The sequence below is a fragment of the Neorhizobium sp. PAMB6716 genome, from assembly GCF_058242805.1.
In genome coordinates, this window is the sequence record NZ_JBZAYW010000005.1 from 22,368 (window position 1) to 41,277 (window position 18,910).

Sequence of the window (18,910 nt, forward strand, 5' to 3'; positions counted from 1 at the left end):
ACGGGTCCCGGCAGGCAGGCTCTGGCGCCTGCGGTGCGCAAGGGTGCCGCCACCCGTTACCGATTTCCATGATGGCGCTCTCCTCGTCACGCTTCATTCGATAGGTTTCACCCGACATGCAAAGATCCTTCGCCGGCTGCCCGGCGAAGGATGGTCTTCGGTGGTCAGAAGGTCGCCTTCATCGAGACCAGGAAAGCGCGGCCCTGTTCGTAAAGGGGCGTCACATTGGTGAATTCCTGCCCGTAGGTGGCGCGGCTGGCATAGGTCTCGTCAAACAGATTCTGCACCTCGGCCCGGAAGGTCATGTGCGGCATGCTCTCCGGCTTCCACTCGGTGTAGATGTTGACGACATTGTAAGAGGCATAGGTGGTATCGCCGTCCTCGTAGGACGGTGCGATTTCCACGTCGCCACCGAGGGTCAGACCCCAGTCGGCAAAGGTGTGGCCCGCCGAGACGGTGATGATGTCGCCGACCGGCGTCGTCAGGTAGTTGCCCGTATCGGAATCGGCCGGCTTGCCGTCGATCTCGGCTTCGATATGGGCGTATTTGACCTTGATGAAACCATCGGTCCAGTCATAACCGACGCCGAGTTCGAAGCCCTTCGTGTCCACGTCGTAATTCTGGTTGGCAAGGGCGACCGCCCACTTGGCGACACGCGCATCGCGAATGTTGCTGCGAAACACGCTCGCCTCAGCGCTATAGCCGTTATGGTGGAGTTCAAGTCCGGCCATTATGTTGTTGGCGGTCGTCACGTCCGGGCCATCGGCGCCGTAGTTCCAGCCCGGGTTCATGATGAAGCTCTCGGCCATCGGAATGCCGGCCCAGACATGCGAGGCGCCGGCCTTGGCCGTCAGGAAGCTGGTGAGGTCATATTCGACCGAGCCGTTGCCGCTGACGCCGGCATGGTCCCATTTCTGGCCGGTGGTGCCTTCGAACCACTGCTTGTCGACGCGCCCGCCGAAGGACAGCCGCATTGCATCCATCGGCTCCAGTCGTGCCTGGGTGTAGATGCCGATATTGCGCGCCTTTTCGGTGGCATCCTCACTATCGATTTCGGTGTCGAGTTCGATCTTGTCGCTGTAGAAATCGACGCCGGCAACGATATTACCATTGTCGAGCGCAAACTTGTTTTCGAACTTGCCGTTGACGCTGCCGCTCTCGCCCTGACCGCCATACGAGGTGTAGTCAGTGCTGGCGTCCATATCGTCGTAGAAGATCGGCGTCTTGACGGAGCTGTGGCTGTAGGCAAGGCGAATGGTTGGGTCCCACCAGCCTTCCGGTGTGGTGTCCGTATAGGTGAAAACCGTGTTTTCCCGCTCCAGCAGATAGTTGCGGTAACCCGGCTCCCACGTGCGGGGCCGGACGGGCTTGACGATGCTGGCATTGGCGCGGTAGGGCCGCTCGGCATCGTCGCGCACGCGTTCATGGCTGATCTCGAAACGGTCGCCGCTGTCGGCCTCGTAGGCAAACTTTCCGATGCCGCTCAACAGGTTGGTTTCGGTGCCGCGCACCTCGTCGCCGTTGCCGGCCTCGTAATTGTCGCCCTTGCCGTAGTTGAGGAAACCCAGGAACTCGAAGCCGTCCTTCATGCCCCAGCCGCCAAGGCCGGTGGTAAAGGTCTGGCTGTTGGAATTGTAGGTTTCAGACACCATGCCGCCAAAGCCGTCTGCAGAGAGCATGTCCCCGGCATCCTTGGTCTCGTAGGCGATGGAGCCGGCAAGCGCGCCGGGGCCTGCATCGGCCGGCGCGATGCCGGCGTCGACATCGACCGCCTTCAACAGCGACGGATCGATGAGCGTGGTGGCATTGTGGTGGAAGACACGGTTGTTCTGCCGGCTGCCATCGATGCTGACGGCAAGGTTGGTTTCCTCGACGCCGTTGACATAGACCTTCTGCGAGGTCGGCATGGAACTGCCGACACTGACGCCCGGTTCATCGCGAAAGACATCGGCAATACTCGAGGGATTGCGCGCCTCAAGTTGCTGGGCGCCGATATTGACCGAGTTCACAGCGGTTGCCGCGCGCTCGCCGGTCACGTGGATCTTGTCGAGGGTAACCGAACCATCGGCCGCCGGCGCAGCGGTTGCCCCAGCCGCCGATGACGACTGGTCACCGACCACGACGACGCCGCCGCTGATGCGATAGGAAATGCCGGTGCCCGACAGCAGTTTTTCAAGCCCGGCCTCGGCAGTGAAGCGGCCGCTGAGGGCCACCGACGTGACCCCGCGGGCAGCCTCGGCGGCCAGCGAAATCTGCAGGCCGGACTGGCGGCCGAAGGCTTTCAGCGCATTGGCCAGCGGCTGGGCCGGAATGTCGTAAGTGCGCGTTGCCGCGGTTGCCGTTGCGTCCTGCGCCCGGACCGTCAGGCTGCCCGGTCCCGCGAGCAGCGCAAAGGCACAGGCCGTTGTGGCCAGCAACCGGCGCGAAGGGTTTCGGGCCGCTGCATCGCGGCCTACGGAAAATCGTGTCAGTCTCATACTCGTCCCCACAGAAGAAACCGGCATTGCCGTGTTCAAGGGTAAATACGAGTGAGAGAGACAAGTTTTTCAGGTGCCGTTCTGCTTTTTGCGAACGGTTCGCGAATAAGAAGGTAATATCCTGAAATAATTCGATCTTTTTTCAATATGCCGAGATCACCCGCAGAAACGGCGAGACCGCCCGCACCTTCAGGCCAAAGGGAGCGGCCAGTGCTGAAAGAGCTTTGTCGGGATCCGAAAGATCGTAAAGGCCCGTCACCCGGCGCGTCGAAACCTCGCTTTGCGTGAGGACGATCCATGCGGAGTGCTGGCGCTGAATGAGAGAAACGACATCCACAAAAGCCTGATCCGTGACCGAGAGCCTGCCCTCGCGCCATAAGGCAATGTCGGCGGGATCGATATGCGAGCGCTCTATGGTGTGCGCTGCCCGCTCCACGGTCACGACGTCACCGGGGGCAAGCGTCAGCTCATCGCCGGCAGGCGCACCCTCCATGTGCAAGGCAACCGCGCCATGCGCCAGTTCGACCCGTGTTGCACTTCCCGTATCGCGGACACTGAAAGCGGTTCCCAGCACCCTGACCGCTGCGTCCCGGGTGGTTAGGACAAAGGGGTGGGCCGGGTCTCGCACCACCTCGAAATAGGCTTCCCCCGACAGCAGCCGCACATGGCGTGCGTTCCCGTCGAAATCGTCCGCCAGCGCCGTTTCCGGGGCAAGCGTCACCTGCGATCCGTCGGCAAGCGTCACATGTCGAATTTCTCCAGCCGCCGTCATGACATCCGCCTGGAGCCGCAGCTGCAGGGCAGGGCCGAAAACGGCTGCCATGAGGGTGCCGCAAAACATGAGAGCAGCAGCATATGCAAGACGGCGCGGCGCCAGAACACCAGCGCGCTGCCGGCGTTGCCGCGCCCCGCGTGGCATGGCAGGCGTGGCCTCTGGCGACCTCTCGCCGAGCACCGTCCAGGTGAGACAGATGCGATCCCAGGCCGCGGCGTGCCGATCGGACGTCGCCCGCCAGCCTTGCCAGACGGCCAGAAGATCGGGCCCGGCCGGCTCGTTGCGCAGGCGCATGAGCCAGTCCATCGCCTCTTCGAGGAGCTGTTCGTCAAGCTGTTCTGGCTGATCTGTGACGCTCACTGACGCTCTGTTCCCCTGGTGCGAGTGTGGCCGGCTGCCCTTTCAGCAAAAAGCCCGGCCCGGGCAGCCGCAGGCCGGAATCGGTTCCGCAACCGATTGTCGATGTCGTCAGCGTTGCCCGATGAAGATACGATTGGCGAGAGGCTTTTTTTCACGATGCGCACACGATTTTTCAATGGCTCGCCCGGTCGAGCGACAGGGCTATTTTCACCATGCCGTTGCGGATCAATCGATGGGCCGTTGCAATGGAGATCTGAAGATCCGCGGCAATCGCCTCCAGCGTCAGGCCTTCGATACGGTAGAGCTCGATGGCCCGGCGCATATCCTTCGGCAGGCCGTCCAGCGTCTCGGACGCGACACGGGCCTGATCGGCCAGCAGCACCGTTTGCTCCGGCGTGCCCGGATCCTGCGGCAGGATCCAGAACGGCGGGTCGGTGTCGCGTCCGCGTGTTTCGACATTCCGCCGTTTTGCGGCATCGAATGCCAGATTGCGCACGATGTTGTAGAAATAGGAAACTGTCTGTCCTGGCGAATATTGCCCGGTCTCATCCGGCTTCAACCGTAAAAAAGCGTCCTGAACGATGTCTTCGGCCTGGTCGCGCGATCCCGTCAGCCGGGCGGCATAATCCACCAGAGCCGTTCTGTTTTTCAGAAAGATGTCCAGATGGCCGTTGATCTCTGCCGCCATGGCTTTTGGCATCGTCTTAAGTTGATTATTTGATACATGTTTTGCTCTAGCGGAATAATCGTAAGGTGGCAATCGACCTGGAGCCCGATGCGCCCCGGCAAATTCGGGCTCCGGGAAGGGGGCTGGCCGCTATCCGAGCGATTGGCCGTGGCGCTCGAAGGCCTGTGCGAGCGGTGTGGTGCTGGCGCCTGGTTGTTGGGGCCTCAGGAAGACGCCGCTGTCCACATTTGCCGGTTCGTGGAAATGATCCTTGATCCAGGGGATATATTCGAGGATCGTCGAGGCCGGGTGCCAGTAGCTGAGGTGAACATGCACCTGGCTCATTTCACCGGCATGCGGCACGACGGGCAGGCGGTTTGCCAGCGCAAGGTCTGCCACCTGGATATATTCGGTGATGCCGGCAAGGCGGGTGACATCCGGCTGGACGTAATGCACGGCCCCGGCGTTGATGAAGCTGCGGAAGGCATCGAGCGTATAAAGCTGCTCGCCGAGTGCAACCGGGATAGAGGTCGCTCGGGCAAGTGCGGCATGGCTTGCAATATCGTCATACCACATCGGTTCTTCGAACCAGTAGATATCAAGGTCGCGGGCGCGGGCGCAAAAACGCTGGCAGGTGGGCAGGTCCCATTTGCCATTGGCATCGATGGCGACGCGCACGGCGCTGCCGACACGGTCGCGCACGGCTTCGAGACGGGCGATATCGATGTTCGGATCATCATGCCCGACCTTGATCTTGATGCGCGTGAAGCCTTCTTCCTCGACGGCACGGGCGGAGCCGGCGACAAGCGTTTCCCTGGAAAACGACAGCCAGCCGATATCGGTATTATAGGCCTCGAGCTTTTCGGTGCGCGCGCCGCCAAGCAGCGACCAGAGCGGCACGCCGGCCTTTTTGCCCGCCAGATCCCACAGCGCGACATCGACGGCGGCGAGCGCCAGCTGGGTGATGCCGGCGCGTCCGACCCATTGCAGGGCTGGATGGCGCGATAGCTTCGTCCACAGGCGCTGATGATCGCACGCCTCTTCGCCGATGAGCAGCGGGGCGTAACAATCGCGGATGCAGGCCGTGATCAGCCGGTCGGATGCCAGATGGGCATGCGTTCCGGTAAAGCCATACCCCTCCAGCCCGTCGGTTGTGGTAATCTTTGCACCCACGACACCCCAATGGGTGATGCTGTGGGTGGAATCGGAAATGCTGTCTGCCGTCAGCGGCAGGTGCAGAATGAACGGTTCAACCTTTGCAATCTTCATGACAGGGCCTCCTCCCCGGTGCGGATCCGTTTGGCTGATGGGCGGACCGCAAACCCATGCGTCGAAAATGGGCGCCTAAAGCCGTTCGAGATACGGCAGGTCCGCTGGCGCTGTGGTTTGTGCGACGGCGCGGATGCGTCGCATGGCGCGTTCGCGCGACACTTTCAGGTGATCGACCAGCGCCTCGCAAGCGCCGGCCACATCCTGTTCCTGCAGAAGCGCGATGATCTTCAGGTGCTCGGGCAGGAAGGGTTCGCTCTCGAACAGGTCGCTAGTGCGCCGATAGAGAAAGTGGTGCGCGACGAGCAGCGCCTGCGGCAGGCTGACGGCGCGCAGCAGTGGCTGATTGCCACATCGTCCGATGAGATCCACATGCAGGTCCTGCTCGAGCGCATCCAGTTGCTCGCTGCTGACCTGGGCCGTATTCATGGCCGTCTCGATTTTTGCCCGCACTGTCGCAAGAAACCCGTCGGGCAGATGGGCTGCCGCCTTTTGCAGGGCAAGCGGCTCCAGAACCCAGCGGAGTTCGTAGAGTTCGTTGATCAGCGTTTCCGAGAGTGCCGGTGCGTGCCATCGGGCGCTGGCATCCTTGCGGATGATACCGCGCTCCTGCAGCCGGGCCACCACATCGCGGGCAACCGTCCGGCTTACGCCGTAATGCCGCGCCAGCATGACCTCGTTGATACGCCAGCTGGCCAGCGCCGTGCGCGAGACGACCTCGATCTCGACATCTGGATAGATCGCTTCCCAGGCGGACCGGGATTTGAGGTCCGGCTCCATATCCAGTGCGCCGGTCGGCCATGGGTCGGACGGCTGGAGGGGAGCAACCACGTCGTAACCGCGCCCGGCGGCCTTTTTCAGAAACCCGCCGTGTTCGAGTTCGGCCAGTGCCTGGCGCGCCGGCGCCCGGCTGATGCCGAAGCGTTGCGCAATGGCGGTTTCTGTCAGGCGTCTGCCGTCCTGCAGCACGCCGCTGCGGATTTCAAAGAGAAGCGCGTCGCTCGTGCGGCGGTAGAGTTTGGAGGCAATTGAACCGGTGACAACTGGCATGGCTGGGCTCTTCGAGCTGTATCTGTCGCCAAGGGATTGCACGTTCCGGATAAAACGTCTAGTGTATGCACAAGACAATTTCAGTTGTGTTCTCGGCGCGACGGCAGCATCAGCCGCCCCGCTTGACAGCATCCGAAAAATCCTCATAGTTGAAATTGGTCAGACAATCTGGCCAAATGCGCATCAGGGGAGTGATGCGCCCGGGAGGATATCGATGTTCGTGGCTTTGGAGCCGCGCCGGCTTTATCGCCAGGTGGCGGATCAGATCCGTGTGTTGATCGAGACGGGAGAGTTGAAGCCGGGTTCGCGGCTTCCGCCCGAGCGCGAGCTTGCCGAACGGTTTTCGGTGTCGAGACCAACGGTGCGCGAGGCACTGATCGTGCTCGAGGTCGAGGGTTATATCCAGATCCGCATGGGCTCGGGCGTTTATATCGGCAGCCGGCCCAGGCCGGTCGAGGGGGAATTGCGCGGTGAGGCGGGCGAGGGCCCGCTGGAAATCCTGCAGGCGCGCTGCCTGATCGAAAGCGGCATTGCGGAAGAGGCGGCAAGACTTGTCACGCCGGTAAACCTTGCGCAGATCGATGCAATTTTGGGACGCATGGAAAAAGCGCTGGACGATGCGCATGTTGCGCTTGCCTGCGACCGGGATTTTCATACGGCCATCGCCAATATCATCGGCAATTCTGCTCTCAAGCATTTTACCGGACTGATCTACGACACGCGGATGTCGCCCTATTTCACCAAGCTCGCGAGCTATTTCGAAGGGCCGCACACCTGGAAGCTGGCGCTTGAGGAACATCGTATCATTCGCGATGCCCTTGCAGCCCGTGATCCTGCCGCCGCTCGCGAGGCCATGCGGCGTCATCTGACGCTTGCGCAAAAGAGATTCTCGGAAAGCTTCGGGGAGGAGCCGACCAGAGAAGACTGACCGTCCGTCATTCGGGCGGTCTGCCCTGCAGTTCTGTTTCAATTGGGAGGAACACATGAAACTGACACTGAAAACGCTTCTTGCCGCTGCGGCGGTCATCGTCGCATCCGGCGTCTCGGCGCACGCTGAGACAGCCCTGAAATGGGCCCATGTCTACGAAACATCCGAGCCCTTCCACACCGATTCGGTTTGGGCGGCAGGCGAGATCGCCAAGCGCACCAACGGCCGTTACAAGATCGATGTCTTCCCGGCTTCGCAGCTTGGCAAGGAAGCCGACATCAACCAGGGCCTCAAGCTCGGCACGGTGGATATCATCATCTCCGGCTCCAGCTTTGCCGCCCGTGATCACAAGCCGATCGGCGTCACCTATTATCCGTACATCTTCCGCGATCCGAGCCATCTGCTCGCCTACACGAAAAGCGATGTCTTCAAGAAGCTTACCGCGGGTTATGAGGAAAAAACCGGCAACCATATCGTGGCCGTCAGCTATTACGGAACGCGTCACACCACATCCAACCGCCCGATTGCCAAATGCGCCGACATGGCGGGGTTGAAGATCCGCGTGCCGGATGTGCCGGCCTATCTTGCCATGCCGCGGGCCTGCGGCGCCAACACGACGCCGATCGCCTTTGCGGAAGTCTATCTGGCGCTGCAGAACGGCACGGTCGAGGCGCAGGAAAATCCGCTGACGACGATCGAGGCGAAGAAGTTCTACGAGGTTCAGAAGAACATCGTCCTCACCGGCCATATCGTCGACCACCTGAACACGATCGTGTCCAAGACCCGTTGGGCAAGCCTTTCGGATGAAGACAAGAAGATCTTCACCGATGTGATGCTGGAAGCCGCAGCCCGCACGACCAAGACCATCGAAGCGCGCGAAAAGGCGCTGGTCGAGGAATTCAAGAAAAAGGGTATCACGGTGACCGAGGTCGACAAGGCCGATTTCGAGAAGACCGTTCTCGCAAAGGCCAAGTTCGAGGACTTCGGTTACGACAAGGCCGATTGGGAAGCCATCCGCGCCATCAAGTGAATGATGCCGCCCCGGCGCATGGAGCGCGCCGGGGCCCTTTCCTGACATTGTGATGACTGGAGCCGATCCATGACGGAGCACAAGCACGCGCCGATCAGTGTGGAAGAGATGGCGCATGCCTTCGAGGAAGATGCAGCGCCGATCGACCTTTCCTCTCATGCCATTGAAGACTGGGTGACGCTCATCGTCTTCTGGAGCATGGGACTGTCTGTCTTCCTGCAGTTTTTCACACGTTATGTGCTGAACGACAGCCTCGCCTGGACGGAGGAAATCGCCGCCAACTGCCTGGTCGTCGTGGTGTTTCTCGGCTCGGTCATGTGCGTGCGCACCATGCGTCACATCCAGGTCGACCTGCTGTATCGCTTCCTGCCCGACCGGGTCGTGAAGGTGCTTGAACTTCTCGTCGACACGATCGGCATCGCCTTTTTTGCCTATATCACCTGGCTGATGTGGCGTTACCTTGAGATCGTCGGCGAGGAGCGGATGGTGACGGTGGATCTTCCCCGCGGCATCGTTTTTTATGCGGTTTTTGCAGCTTTCGCGCTGATGTTCGTTCGCTCCGTCCATAACCTATTCAAGGACCTGACCGGGAACAAGACCGTGCGTCAACAGGCGCAGGACGATATCCACGCGGGAGGAATTTGATCCATGCTGCTTCTCATCGGTTCCTTTCTCGTCCTCCTGATCATCGGCACGCCGGTTGCCGTCTCCATGGCTGTGGCCTCGCTTGCCTATCTCATCCTCTACGGTGTCGCGCCCGACATCATCGCGGCCCAGCGCATGATCGCTGGCGTCGAAAGTTTTCCGCTTATTGCGGTGCCCTTCTTCATCCTCGCCGGCAATCTGATGAACATTGCCGGTGTGACGGGCCGTATCTACAAATTCGCGCTGGCCCTCGTCGGCTGGATGAAGGGCGGTCTCGCGCAGGTCAATATCATCGGCTCCGTGGTGTTTTCCGGCATGTCGGGCACGGCCCTTGCCGATGCCGCCGGCATCGGCACGATCGAAATCAAGGCGATGAAGGATCACGGTTATCCGGTCGAGGCCGCTGTCGGCGTCACCGCCGCCTCGGCAACGCTCGGGCCGATCTTTCCGCCTTCGCTGCCCTTCGTCATCTACGGCATGATGGCCAATGCCTCCATCGGTGCGCTGTTCATGGCCGGCATTATTCCGGGCGTGGTGATGACCGTGCTGATGATGCTGACGGTCTACATCTTTGCCAAGCGCAAGGGATGGGGCTCCGATACGCCCTTCGAGCTGAAGCAGCTGCTCGGCGCCTCATTGGAAGTGGCCATCGTGCTGGCCTTTCCCGTTGCCATCTACCTGATGATTCTGGCGGGATTGCCGGTCAATGTCGCCGTTCTGATCGGACTTGCGCTTCTGGTTGCGCTTGACTGGTATTTTGATTTTTCCGCCGTGATGGCGCTGATGACCCCGGTGCTTCTGATCGGCGGCATGACCATGGGCTGGTTCACGCCGACCGAAGCTGCGGTCGCGGCTGTTCTCTGGTCGCTGTTTCTCGGCCTTGTGCGCTATCGCACCATGACATTGAAGACGCTGGCCAAGGCATCCTTTGACACGATCGAGACCACGGCCTCCGTTCTCTTCATCGTCACGGCCGCCTCCATCTTCGCGTGGCTCTTGACCGTCAGCCAGGCAGCGCAGCTGTTTTCCGACTTCATGTTCGGCCTCACCGACAATTGGTGGACCTTCCTGATCATCGTCAACATCCTGCTGCTCGTCGTCGGTGCCTTTCTCGATACGATTGCGGCGATCAGCATCCTCGTGCCGATCCTGATGCCGGTTGCCGCCCGATACGGCATCGACCCCGTACATCTTGGCCTTATCATCACCTTGAACCTGATGATCGGACTTCTGACGCCGCCGGTCGGCATGGTGCTCTTTGTCCTGTCGCGCATTTCCAAGCTGTCGGTGGAGAAAACGACGTTGGCCATCCTGCCCTGGATGATTCCGCTGTTCATCGCACTCGGGCTGATCACCTTCATTCCCGCCATCACCCTCTGGCTGCCGACGCAGCTGGGTCTGATCCGATAACCGTTTGGCGCATGGTCGCTCACAAACTTGAGATGAAAGGGATCATGACAATGCAGACGCGTGTTGCACGCCTCCATGCCCGGCGTGACCTCAGGGTAGAGACGCTGGATTATGCGACGCCTGGGCCGGGCGAGGTTCTCTTGGGCATGGCATCGGGCGGCATCTGCGGCTCGGACCTGCATTATTACCAGGACGGCGGTTTCGGCCCGGTTCAGGTTCGAGAGCCCATTATCGCCGGTCATGAGGCATCCGGTTATGTCGAAGCCCTTGGAGAGGGCGTTTCGGGGCTGGCTCTAGGACAGCTTGTTGCGATCAACCCGTCGCGGCCCTGCGGTGAGTGCCAATATTGCCGCATCGGCCAGCCGATCCACTGCCTCCACATGCGGTTCATGGGATCTGCCATGCGCCTGCCGCACGAAAACGGCATGTTCCGCGAAAAGCTGGTCGTGCCGGCGATCCAGTGCCATCCGGTCGGTGCAGGTGTGACGCCGGCAGAGGCCGCCTGCGCGGAACCGCTCGCCGTCTGCCTGCATGCGGTTGCCCAGGCGGGCGATCTCTCGGCCAAGGCCGTTCTCGTCACGGGGGCAGGGCCGATCGGACTGCTGACGGTGGCCGCCGCCCGCCATGCCGGTGCCGCCCGCATCGTGGTGACGGATCTGATGGACGCGGCGTTGTCGCGCGCGCCGTCGATGGGCGCCACGGACACGATCAATGTCGCCAGCAACCCGGACGCGCTTTTGCCTTTCCAGGACAACAAAGGCAGTTTTGACGTGATTTTCGATTGCTCGGCAGCGGCACCGGCCCTGCGGTCCGCTTTTGCAGCGATCAAACCACGCGGCACAATCGTCCAGGTGGGTGTGACCGGGGACGTGACGATCCCGCTCAATGCGCTGGTGGCCAAGGAAATTGTCTGGCGCGGTTCGCAGCGTTTCCACGGCGAATTTGCACAGGCCGTCGATTTGATTTCGACACGGCAGATCGACGTCAAGCCGATCATTTCCCACACCTTCCCGCTTGAACGGGCGGTCGAGGCGTTCGAGCAGGCTGGCGACCGCTCAGCGGCCTGCAAGGTGCAGATCACGTTTTAAACGAACCAACCGGATACGAAGGACAGACGATGAGACACACATGGCGATGGTTCGGGCCGATCGACAAAGTCAGCGTGCGTGATGCGGCACAGGCAGGGGCCGAAGGCATCGTGTCCGCGCTCCATCATATCGCAACCGGCGAGGTCTGGCCGGTTGACGAGATTGCGCGGCGGCATGAGGAGATCAAGGCTGGCGGCCTTGTCTGGGACGTTGTTGAAAGCATTCCGATGTCGGAAGACATCAAGACGCAGACCGGCGACTGGAAACGTCATATCGCCAACTGGCAGGAAACGCTGCGGCGTCTTTCGGCCTCCGGCATCCGCACCGTCTGTTATAATTTCATGCCGATTCTCGACTGGACACGCACGGATCTGCGCTGGGAGACCAGCCATGGCGCCAAGGCCATGCGTTTTGATCTCGTGGATTTTGCCGCCTTCGACATCCACATCCTGAAACGTCCGGAGGCTGCTGCGGATTATCCGGACTGGTTGCAGGAGGAAGCAGCAAGACGCTTCTCCGGCATGACGGATGTAAAGATCGCTGCGCTGGGTAAGAATATCGGCGCCGGCCTGCCGGGGTCTGCCGATGGCTATACGCTCGACCAGCTGCTCGAAAAGCTGCGCTCCTATCAGGGCGTCAACCGCGCGCGGTTGCAGCAGAATCTCGTCGATTTCCTCAGCGAAGTGGCGCCGGTGGCAGCAGATGTCGGCATCAACATCTGCGCCCATGGCGATGATCCGCCGTGGTCACTGCTCGGCCTGCCGCGCATCCTGTCAACCGAGGCCGATTATGCCCACATGCTGGATCAGGTGAACATCCGCGCCAATGGTGTAACACTCTGCACCGGTTCGCTTGGTGCAAGGCCGGACAATGACCTGCCTTTTATTGCCACACGTTTTGCCGATCGCATCCATTTCGTGCATCTGCGCAATGTCACGCGTGACAGCGACACGGTTCCCTGCTCGTTTTTCGAGGACGAGCACCTTGAGGGCGCGACAGACATGGTTGCCGTCATCGCAGCCCTTGTATCGGAAGAGGCGCGTCGGCGCGAAGAGGGGCGCGAGGATCACCGCATCCCCATGCGACCGGATCATGGACAGGAAATTCTTGATGACCTCACGCGCGGTGCCCAGCCCGGTTATCCCGCCATCGGCCGGCTGAAGGGACTGGCGGAACTGCGCGGTATCGAGCGGACGTTGTCGCATGCCCGTTATGGCCTGGGAGCCTGATCATGACACACCTCTCCAGCGCAAGCCGATTGCCCGCCAGCGTGCGCCTGCCCGCTTATGACAGGGCAAAACTGAAACCCGGTATCGTCCATATCGGGCTTGGCGCCTTTCACCGCGCACATCAGGCGGTGTTCACCCAGCGCGCTCTGGAGGCTGAATTCGGGCCCTGGGGGATTGTTGCGGTCAACCTGCGCTCAGCGGATCCGGTGGAGGCGCTTGAGGCACAGGATGGGCTTTATTGCGTCATCACCCGCAGCGAAAAGGGCGACCAGTGCGAACTGATCGGTGCGACCGTCGGCTGGATCTGCGCGGCCACGGATAAGGCACGCGTGCTGGCAGCCCTTGCCGATCCCGCAACCTGCGTGGTGACGATGACCGTTTCGGAAAAGGCCTATGGTCTTGATCCGGCAACCGGCGGGCTGGACGAGAACCACCCGGCCGTGGCTGGCGATATGAAGACGCCGCATGCGCCGACCGGCGTGCTGGGTTTTCTCGTCGAAGGGCTTGCCCTGCGGCGGGCAGCCGGTGTGCCGCCGTTTACGGTGCTCTGCTGCGACAATCTTCCGTCGAACGGCAAGGTCGTGCGCCGTCTCGTGCTGGAACTGGCGCAGCGCCGCGACAGCACGCTTGCCAGCTGGATTGCCGAAGAGGGGGCTTTCCCCTGCTCCATGGTGGACAGGATCGTGCCCGCCGCAACGGACGCGACGAGTGCGCGGGGTGAGATGCTGCTCGGCACGCGGGACGCGCTGGCGCTCGATACCGAGCCCTTCCTGCAATGGGTGATCGAAGATCACTTTGTGGCGGGTCGGCCGCGCTGGGAGGCCGGCGGCGCAATCCTTGCCGACACTGTCGAGCCTTACGAAAAGATGAAGCTCAGGCTGCTCAATGGCACCCACACGCTGCTGGCGCATCTCGGCATCCTGTCAGGGCTCGACTATATCCGCGAGGTGATGGCGGTGCCGGACCTTTCGGCCAAGGCGCGCGCGCATATGGAAGAGGTGGTGTCGACGCTCGATCCGGTGCCGGGGATTGATCTTTCCGATTACATCGCGGCGCTGCTTTTGCGGTTTTCCAACCCGACGATCGACCACCGCAACCTCCAGATCGCGCTCGACACCACCCAGAAACTGCCGCAACGGCTGCTCTCGCCGGCCGTGGATGCCCTGCAAAAAGGCGAGGACGCGGCGGCGACTGCCTATGCGGTCGGCGTCTGGATGGCGGCGGTGAAGAAACGCGGCGACTGCGAGGATCCGCGCCGCGAAGAAATCCTGGATGCCGCCACCGCGATGAATGCCACCGATCCGTCTGCCGCCTTCTTTGCGATCCCCGGCCTTTTCCCTCCTGAACTGGTGGCAGCCCGCCGGTGGCGCGATCGCATCAATGACGCGATCGGCGCTTTCTAGTCTAATTGCAACAAACCCGAGCGTTTCTCGTAGTGGTGCGCGAACTTTCCAGGCAGTCTGCGCCTCACGCTGAAAGAAAATAGCACTCAGCCTGCCTCTTGGCAGCGGGATACGACGGGCAGATCGGGCTACCAGCGCAAATAACGTCTGCCGGCGAAATATCCGGCCGCCACGACGATCAGCGTGGCAAGAGGATACCAGGTGACGACAAACAGCGGGCTGTCGTCGAAGCAATTGGAAGCATAAAGCGTTGCTGCGATGCTGGCCGAGACAAGGCCTGCCAGCGCACCTGCAAGCCCCGGATTTTCAGGAGCGCCCTGGCGCATGGCGAAAAAAAGAAAAAAGCCCGGGAAGACGGAGAGCGCTGGAATCATCGTCAGGCAATGCAACGCGTTGCGGCCCGTCAGTTTGCCGAGCCAGAGATCAGACGGTATCACGATCAGTTCCACAACGGTCGCCGCGACAAGAAGGGTTGGCGCCAGTGCCAGGAGCCACCGGCGCGCGCCAGGTCTACTCCCGGGGCGCAGGGCAGGGCCCAGCAATGATGTGGCCGCCGCCAGCAATGACAGCGTCACGATGAACTTGAAGACGAACCGAACCGTCTCGATGGCATACGCGATATCCTGCCGAAACCCGATCGTCAGGAAGAATGCAACGGCTGCAAGTGCGACTCCGGCTGCAACGGCGCCTGATAACGCCATTCCCAGCTTGACCGGTCGCCGCGTATCCTCAGCCAGCAGGGTAATCAGTTGATCTGTTTTCACGCGGCAAGCTCCTGGCCTTGGGATTTCATTCGTCGATCGTCTCGGTCTCAACCCACGGCGTTTGCCTGCATATCCAAACCGGGGAGAAATCGTCAATCAAGACAGCGATAGCGTGGTGCATTGCATTTCTCATCTAAAGTCACGACGAGGACGTTTGATATGGGTTGCGCGCACCACGATGGAAAGTGCGTCGATCGTTTCGCTTTGCCCTGCTGAAATATCGAATTGACATTGCAGCGGGGGAGGCCTCCTGGACCGGGAGTGCAACGAGACGGCGTGTCGTCATTTGAATTGCCCGGAATAGCGGGCAGACAATGCCTTGAGGGCCCGATGAAGCGCCACACGCACCGCCACTTCCGTCATCTTCAAACGCGCGGCCGTCTCGCGCACGCTTGACCCCTCGATGGAGATCGCCTGAACAATCGTGCGCTGCGGGTCTCCCAGGCGACCCAGGATCTGTTCGATGGACATGCGATCCGACACGTCCAGCCCTGCATCGCTTTCGAGTGTCGAGATCACGTCCTCCAAGGGGACGTTGACGCGCCTGCCTCTGCGCCGAAGGCTGTCGATCAGCTTGTTGCGAACGAGGGCTGCCATCCACGGACCCAGGGGTCTGGAAAAATCCCAGGTGCCCCGTTTGAGATGGATAGCCAAAAGCACTTCCTGAACCACGTCTTCTGCCTCACTTGACGGCACGCCCCACTGTTCGCATCGTTTGCGGGCCATCACACGCAGATGGGGTGTGATGGCTGTCAGCAAGTTATGATATGCGCGTGTATCGCCTGCGATTGCGGATCTCATCCACAAAGCCCATTCTTCTTCGCGGGCCAGAGTCTTCATCCGATCAATCCAAGTTCGCAAAAGCCGGTGCCATCGTTACAGGGCACACCGCAAGTTTTTGTCCAAAACCTCAAAAGACACCCCATGTCACTGAATCTCACGCATTAGACGGTCCCGCCTGCATGGCTGCATCGGGTTCAAGGAGGGCAAAAACAGGCTTTATCAGTCCGTCCAGCAAGTGCCTTTCCGGACGTGTGCGTGCAAGGACGCGGATCCCGAGCAAGATCCCAAGCAGTGTCCGGGCAAGGTCCGCTGCCGTGTGGTGACGACCGATTGTTTCGTCTTTTTGACCTTGCTCCACACAACGCGCGAAAAATTTCTCGACCTGAACAAGAACGCCGGCCACGACACGCTGAAATTCTTCGTCATGGGGCGCAACCTCGAGGGCCGAATTGACCAGCATGCAGCCCTTCCGCCTCGTATCGCCGAGAGATCTTTCGATGATTTCGTTGAAGAAGGCGATTAAGGCCTGACGCGGAGGCTTCGATTCAAACCGCCCGACGCGGTCGTGGAAACTTCGATCCACGTAAAGATCCAGGGCACGTCGATACAATGCCCGCTTGTCGCCAAACGCATTGTAGACGCTGGCAGTCGTCAGTCCCATTGCCTGGGCGAGATCCCGGATCGATGTTGCTTTGTATCCGCGTTCCCAGAACTGTTGCACGGCCAATTCCAGCACCCGTTCCTCATCGAATTCTCTTGGCCGGGCCATGGGATCTGTCTCTTGGAAATTGATCGCGCCTCCCGCAGAGGTGAGAACAGCGCAAGACTGGTTTTATAACGGTCGATTTAAAATGCAATCACGGCCCGATCACCGTTGCGCGTCTTCACTTCCGCATCGATCGGGCAGGGAGCATGGAGACGGCAGCTGCCACGTCAATCTAGAACGGCTTCACGACGGCAAGCCATGCAATGGCTGCGAAGACGGTAAGGATTGCAAACGCCGCCGCCCCGAACAGCGGGTGGATCGGTCGGCCGTGCCGCAGCAGCCTCTTCAGCACCAGGGCTTCCAGGCTGTGCAGAGCGCTGAGGACGATGGCCGGGATCATCTTCACCAGCAGCCAGAGCGAACTGTCCCAGCCCGCACCGAAGGCCATCGTGAAACCCGCCATCCAGACGATGGCAAGCGCCGGTGTCGTGACCAGTCCGTCCCAGCGTAAAACGGTTTCGCAGAAGCGGCGAACGTCGGTTGCCTCTGGCGACGCAATCGCGGACCGCAACACCAATGCCATCGCCAGCATGCCCCCGATCAGAGTGACGACGGCAAACACGTGGATCGCCTTGACGTAGAGGTACATCATGGGTCACGCCGCGCCACAAAACCGGCGGCGGTGGCTGCCCCCGCGCGGTGTCGATGACGACCGGCCCGTTTTGCTGGCGCTGCGATCATGGCGTCCCGTCCTTCCAGCCCAGAGGCCAACATTGGCTACTCGCAGGCACATTCGCAGGTCTGCATGCGTTCGTTACAGAGGGCCTCAAGATTTCTCCGGCGCCGAGCGTCGGAAGAGCCCGCCCTGCCGCGACATCGAAAATCTCCCGACCGCTGTAACGAATGCTGTGCCGCAGCCGTAAACGCCATTGTGGACGGTGATGACGGATCCTGATGGCCCGCTAATACGTCCCCAAGGAGCAAACGTATGAAACGTGATGCATATGGTCTCGTGACCAGTAGTGACAGCTGCGAAGCGCAACGGGCATTCGAGAATGCAGTCTTCGGTTTGGCGGCTCATCGCCCGAGCACCGGTTCGGCGCTTCAGGCGACGATTGCGGCCGATGGCCATCACGTCGCGGGCCACGTGCTGAAGGGGTTTGCCAACCTCATTCTGGCGCGCTCGGAACTTGCGGTGCCCGCCGTCGATGCCTTGAAGGACGCCCGCACCGCACTGGCTGCAAGGGACGGGGGAACAGGTGACGAGCGTCTGCTGGTCAAGGCGCTTGAAGCGGCTGCCACCGGCTCCTTTGCGCAAGCAGCCGACCTGCTGGATGACGGTTTTGAGGACCGGCCGCCCGTCTTTCTGCCGTTCAAGATTTCGCAAGCCCTGCGTTTCATGCTGGGTGATGCCGCTGGCATGCTGAGCGCCAGCACGAAGGCGGTCGGCGCACTGGATCTGGCAAGCAATTCGGCCGGCTTTATACTCGGCTGCCACGCCTTTTCGCTTGAAGAACATGGGCGATATCAGGAAGCCCTGGTGGTTGGCCAACGCGCGGTCCTGCTGCAGCCGGATGACGCCTGGGGGCTTCACGCCGTCTCCCATGTCTTTGAAATGCGGGGGGACACGGTCGAAGGCATCGCGTGGCTCGAAGGCAGCCGCAAGGCCTGGTCCCGCTGTAACAACTTCTCCTTCCACATGGCCTGGCATCTTGCCCTTTTGCATCTGGAACGAGGCGATCACGAACGCGTCTTGCAGATCTACGACGACGAAGTCCGCCCGCAGCAGACGGACGATTTCCGCGACATGGCCAATGCTGTCTCGCTTCTCTGGCGTATGCAACAGTCGGGCATCCAGGTGGGTGACCGGTGGCTGGACGCCGCCGAAATCGCCTATCGCCGGCGCACCGACACGACCTTGATCTTTGCCGCCCTTCATAACCTGGCGGCGATGGTGGCGGTCGGTGATCGCAACGGCATGGCCGAACTCGTGGCGCAGATCGAAGCCAAGGCCCTCGGTGTTGATGATCAGGCGCGGGTCGCTGCCGAAATCGGCGTTCCGATGGCGCGTGTGCTGGCGGGCCTCGATACACCGGCCGATCAGCGCGTGATCGATCGCATGGTGGCAAACCTCCCGAAGATCGGCGGCAGCAATGCCCAAAGAGACTTCTTCGTTCTTGCTTTGGCCAGAGCGGTCGGACACGGCGGCGACAAGGCTGCGGTGTCGCGGATCGGCGAGATCCGACAACGCCTCAAGGCGGATGACCGCCTCTTCCAGTCCATCCAGTCCATCAAGCGGTCAGCCGGCAGAAGCCTCTCTGCCTGA

The 18,910-nt window shown here is 61.1% G+C and carries 17 protein-coding genes; 8 read left to right on the forward strand and 9 right to left on the reverse strand.

Translation table 11 applies throughout. From position 1 onward, the window contains the following. Nucleotides 1-164: 164 nt before the first annotated feature. From AC4CWH_RS26875 to AC4CWH_RS26895, 5 genes are all read right to left on the reverse strand, one after another. A complete protein-coding gene (locus AC4CWH_RS26875; RefSeq protein ID WP_491322606.1) occupies nt 165-2,477 on the reverse strand; it encodes a TonB-dependent receptor domain-containing protein in 2,313 nt (770 codons plus the stop codon). A gap of 142 nt (nt 2,478-2,619) precedes the next feature. After that, nucleotides 2,620-3,612 carry a FecR family protein gene (locus AC4CWH_RS26880; protein ID WP_491322607.1) on the reverse strand — a complete coding sequence of 331 codons (993 nt, stop codon included), beginning with the start codon at nt 3,610-3,612 and terminating at the stop codon, nt 2,620-2,622. Between the two features lie 172 nt (nt 3,613-3,784). Further along, nucleotides 3,785-4,300: a sigma-70 family RNA polymerase sigma factor gene (locus AC4CWH_RS26885; RefSeq protein ID WP_491322608.1), complete on the reverse strand. Its 516-nt coding sequence runs from the start codon at nt 4,298-4,300 to the stop codon at nt 3,785-3,787. A 129-nt stretch (nt 4,301-4,429) separates the two neighbouring features. Further along, entirely contained in the window at nt 4,430-5,548 is a 1,119-nt protein-coding gene (locus AC4CWH_RS26890) for a mandelate racemase/muconate lactonizing enzyme family protein (RefSeq protein WP_491322609.1), read from the reverse strand. A gap of 75 nt (nt 5,549-5,623) precedes the next feature. Continuing rightward, nucleotides 5,624-6,598 (reverse strand): GntR family transcriptional regulator, encoded by a 975-nt coding sequence (locus tag AC4CWH_RS26895; RefSeq protein WP_491322567.1) that lies wholly within the window; start codon nt 6,596-6,598, stop codon nt 5,624-5,626. A gap of 214 nt (nt 6,599-6,812) precedes the next feature. Between AC4CWH_RS26895 and AC4CWH_RS26900 the strand changes: the two genes are divergently transcribed. The 7 genes from AC4CWH_RS26900 (at nt 6,813) to AC4CWH_RS26930 (ending at nt 14,331) form a co-directional block, all read left to right on the forward strand. Then, nucleotides 6,813-7,526, forward strand: coding sequence for a FadR/GntR family transcriptional regulator (locus AC4CWH_RS26900; RefSeq protein ID WP_491322568.1), 714 nt, complete (start codon nt 6,813-6,815; stop codon nt 7,524-7,526). 55 nt (nt 7,527-7,581) lie between these two features. Next, on the forward strand, nt 7,582-8,556 hold the full coding sequence (locus tag AC4CWH_RS26905; RefSeq protein ID WP_491288356.1) for a sialic acid TRAP transporter substrate-binding protein SiaP: 975 nt from the start codon (nt 7,582-7,584) through the stop codon (nt 8,554-8,556). 69 nt (nt 8,557-8,625) lie between these two features. Continuing rightward, nucleotides 8,626-9,201: a TRAP transporter small permease gene (locus AC4CWH_RS26910; protein WP_491322569.1), complete on the forward strand. Its 576-nt coding sequence runs from the start codon at nt 8,626-8,628 to the stop codon at nt 9,199-9,201. 3 nt (nt 9,202-9,204) lie between these two features. Continuing rightward, nucleotides 9,205-10,611: a TRAP transporter large permease gene (locus AC4CWH_RS26915; RefSeq protein ID WP_491322570.1), complete on the forward strand. Its 1,407-nt coding sequence runs from the start codon at nt 9,205-9,207 to the stop codon at nt 10,609-10,611. A gap of 50 nt (nt 10,612-10,661) precedes the next feature. After that, nucleotides 10,662-11,699, forward strand: a complete 1,038-nt coding sequence (locus tag AC4CWH_RS26920) for an L-idonate 5-dehydrogenase (protein ID WP_491322610.1) — start codon at nt 10,662-10,664, stop codon at nt 11,697-11,699. A gap of 29 nt (nt 11,700-11,728) precedes the next feature. Next, complete coding sequence (gene uxuA / locus AC4CWH_RS26925; RefSeq protein ID WP_491322571.1) at nt 11,729-12,928, forward strand: mannonate dehydratase; 1,200 nt, start codon at nt 11,729-11,731, stop codon at nt 12,926-12,928. Further along, nucleotides 12,928-14,331, forward strand: coding sequence for a mannitol dehydrogenase family protein (locus AC4CWH_RS26930; protein WP_491322611.1), 1,404 nt, complete (start codon nt 12,928-12,930; stop codon nt 14,329-14,331). The genes uxuA and AC4CWH_RS26930 overlap by 1 nt, the downstream gene beginning before the upstream one ends. A 128-nt stretch (nt 14,332-14,459) precedes the next feature. Here the strand turns inward: AC4CWH_RS26930 and AC4CWH_RS26935 are convergent, their stop codons facing one another. The 4 genes from AC4CWH_RS26935 to AC4CWH_RS26950 all read right to left on the reverse strand — a co-directional run bounded on the left by AC4CWH_RS26935 (nt 14,460) and on the right by AC4CWH_RS26950 (nt 17,236). Further along, a complete protein-coding gene (locus AC4CWH_RS26935) occupies nt 14,460-15,191 on the reverse strand; it encodes an NrsF family protein (RefSeq protein ID WP_491322572.1) in 732 nt (243 codons plus the stop codon). 186 nt (nt 15,192-15,377) lie between these two features. Further along, entirely contained in the window at nt 15,378-15,935 is a 558-nt protein-coding gene (locus tag AC4CWH_RS26940; protein ID WP_491322573.1) for a sigma-70 family RNA polymerase sigma factor, read from the reverse strand. 97 nt (nt 15,936-16,032) lie between these two features. Next, nucleotides 16,033-16,647, reverse strand: a complete 615-nt coding sequence (locus AC4CWH_RS26945) for a TetR/AcrR family transcriptional regulator (protein WP_491322574.1) — start codon at nt 16,645-16,647, stop codon at nt 16,033-16,035. A gap of 169 nt (nt 16,648-16,816) precedes the next feature. Continuing rightward, nucleotides 16,817-17,236, reverse strand: coding sequence for a CopD family protein (locus AC4CWH_RS26950; RefSeq protein ID WP_491322575.1), 420 nt, complete (start codon nt 17,234-17,236; stop codon nt 16,817-16,819). A 336-nt stretch (nt 17,237-17,572) separates the two neighbouring features. Here AC4CWH_RS26950 and AC4CWH_RS26955 point away from each other — a divergent pair, with 336 nt between their 5' ends. Beyond that, nucleotides 17,573-18,910, forward strand: coding sequence for a tetratricopeptide repeat protein (locus AC4CWH_RS26955; RefSeq protein WP_491322576.1), 1,338 nt, complete (start codon nt 17,573-17,575; stop codon nt 18,908-18,910).

What these genes read in the sequence shown, in the direction of transcription:
- AC4CWH_RS26955 (WP_491322576.1), top strand. Translation starts at nt 17,573, where the DNA reads ATGAAACGTGATGCATATGGTCTCGTGACCAGTAGTGACAGCTGCGAA.
- AC4CWH_RS26940 (WP_491322573.1), bottom strand. Translation starts at nt 15,935, where the DNA reads ATGAAGACTCTGGCCCGCGAAGAAGAATGGGCTTTGTGGATGAGATCC.
- AC4CWH_RS26895 (WP_491322567.1), bottom strand. Translation starts at nt 6,598, where the DNA reads ATGCCAGTTGTCACCGGTTCAATTGCCTCCAAACTCTACCGCCGCACG.
- AC4CWH_RS26900 (WP_491322568.1), top strand. Translation starts at nt 6,813, where the DNA reads ATGTTCGTGGCTTTGGAGCCGCGCCGGCTTTATCGCCAGGTGGCGGAT.
- AC4CWH_RS26885 (WP_491322608.1), bottom strand. Translation starts at nt 4,300, where the DNA reads ATGGCGGCAGAGATCAACGGCCATCTGGACATCTTTCTGAAAAACAGA.
- AC4CWH_RS26920 (WP_491322610.1), top strand. Translation starts at nt 10,662, where the DNA reads ATGCAGACGCGTGTTGCACGCCTCCATGCCCGGCGTGACCTCAGGGTA.
- uxuA (WP_491322571.1), top strand. Translation starts at nt 11,729, where the DNA reads ATGAGACACACATGGCGATGGTTCGGGCCGATCGACAAAGTCAGCGTG.
- AC4CWH_RS26905 (WP_491288356.1), top strand. Translation starts at nt 7,582, where the DNA reads ATGAAACTGACACTGAAAACGCTTCTTGCCGCTGCGGCGGTCATCGTC.
- AC4CWH_RS26945 (WP_491322574.1), bottom strand. Translation starts at nt 16,647, where the DNA reads ATGGCCCGGCCAAGAGAATTCGATGAGGAACGGGTGCTGGAATTGGCC.
- AC4CWH_RS26890 (WP_491322609.1), bottom strand. Translation starts at nt 5,548, where the DNA reads ATGAAGATTGCAAAGGTTGAACCGTTCATTCTGCACCTGCCGCTGACG.
- AC4CWH_RS26875 (WP_491322606.1), bottom strand. Translation starts at nt 2,477, where the DNA reads ATGAGACTGACACGATTTTCCGTAGGCCGCGATGCAGCGGCCCGAAAC.
- AC4CWH_RS26915 (WP_491322570.1), top strand. Translation starts at nt 9,205, where the DNA reads ATGCTGCTTCTCATCGGTTCCTTTCTCGTCCTCCTGATCATCGGCACG.
- AC4CWH_RS26910 (WP_491322569.1), top strand. Translation starts at nt 8,626, where the DNA reads ATGACGGAGCACAAGCACGCGCCGATCAGTGTGGAAGAGATGGCGCAT.
- AC4CWH_RS26950 (WP_491322575.1), bottom strand. Translation starts at nt 17,236, where the DNA reads ATGATGTACCTCTACGTCAAGGCGATCCACGTGTTTGCCGTCGTCACT.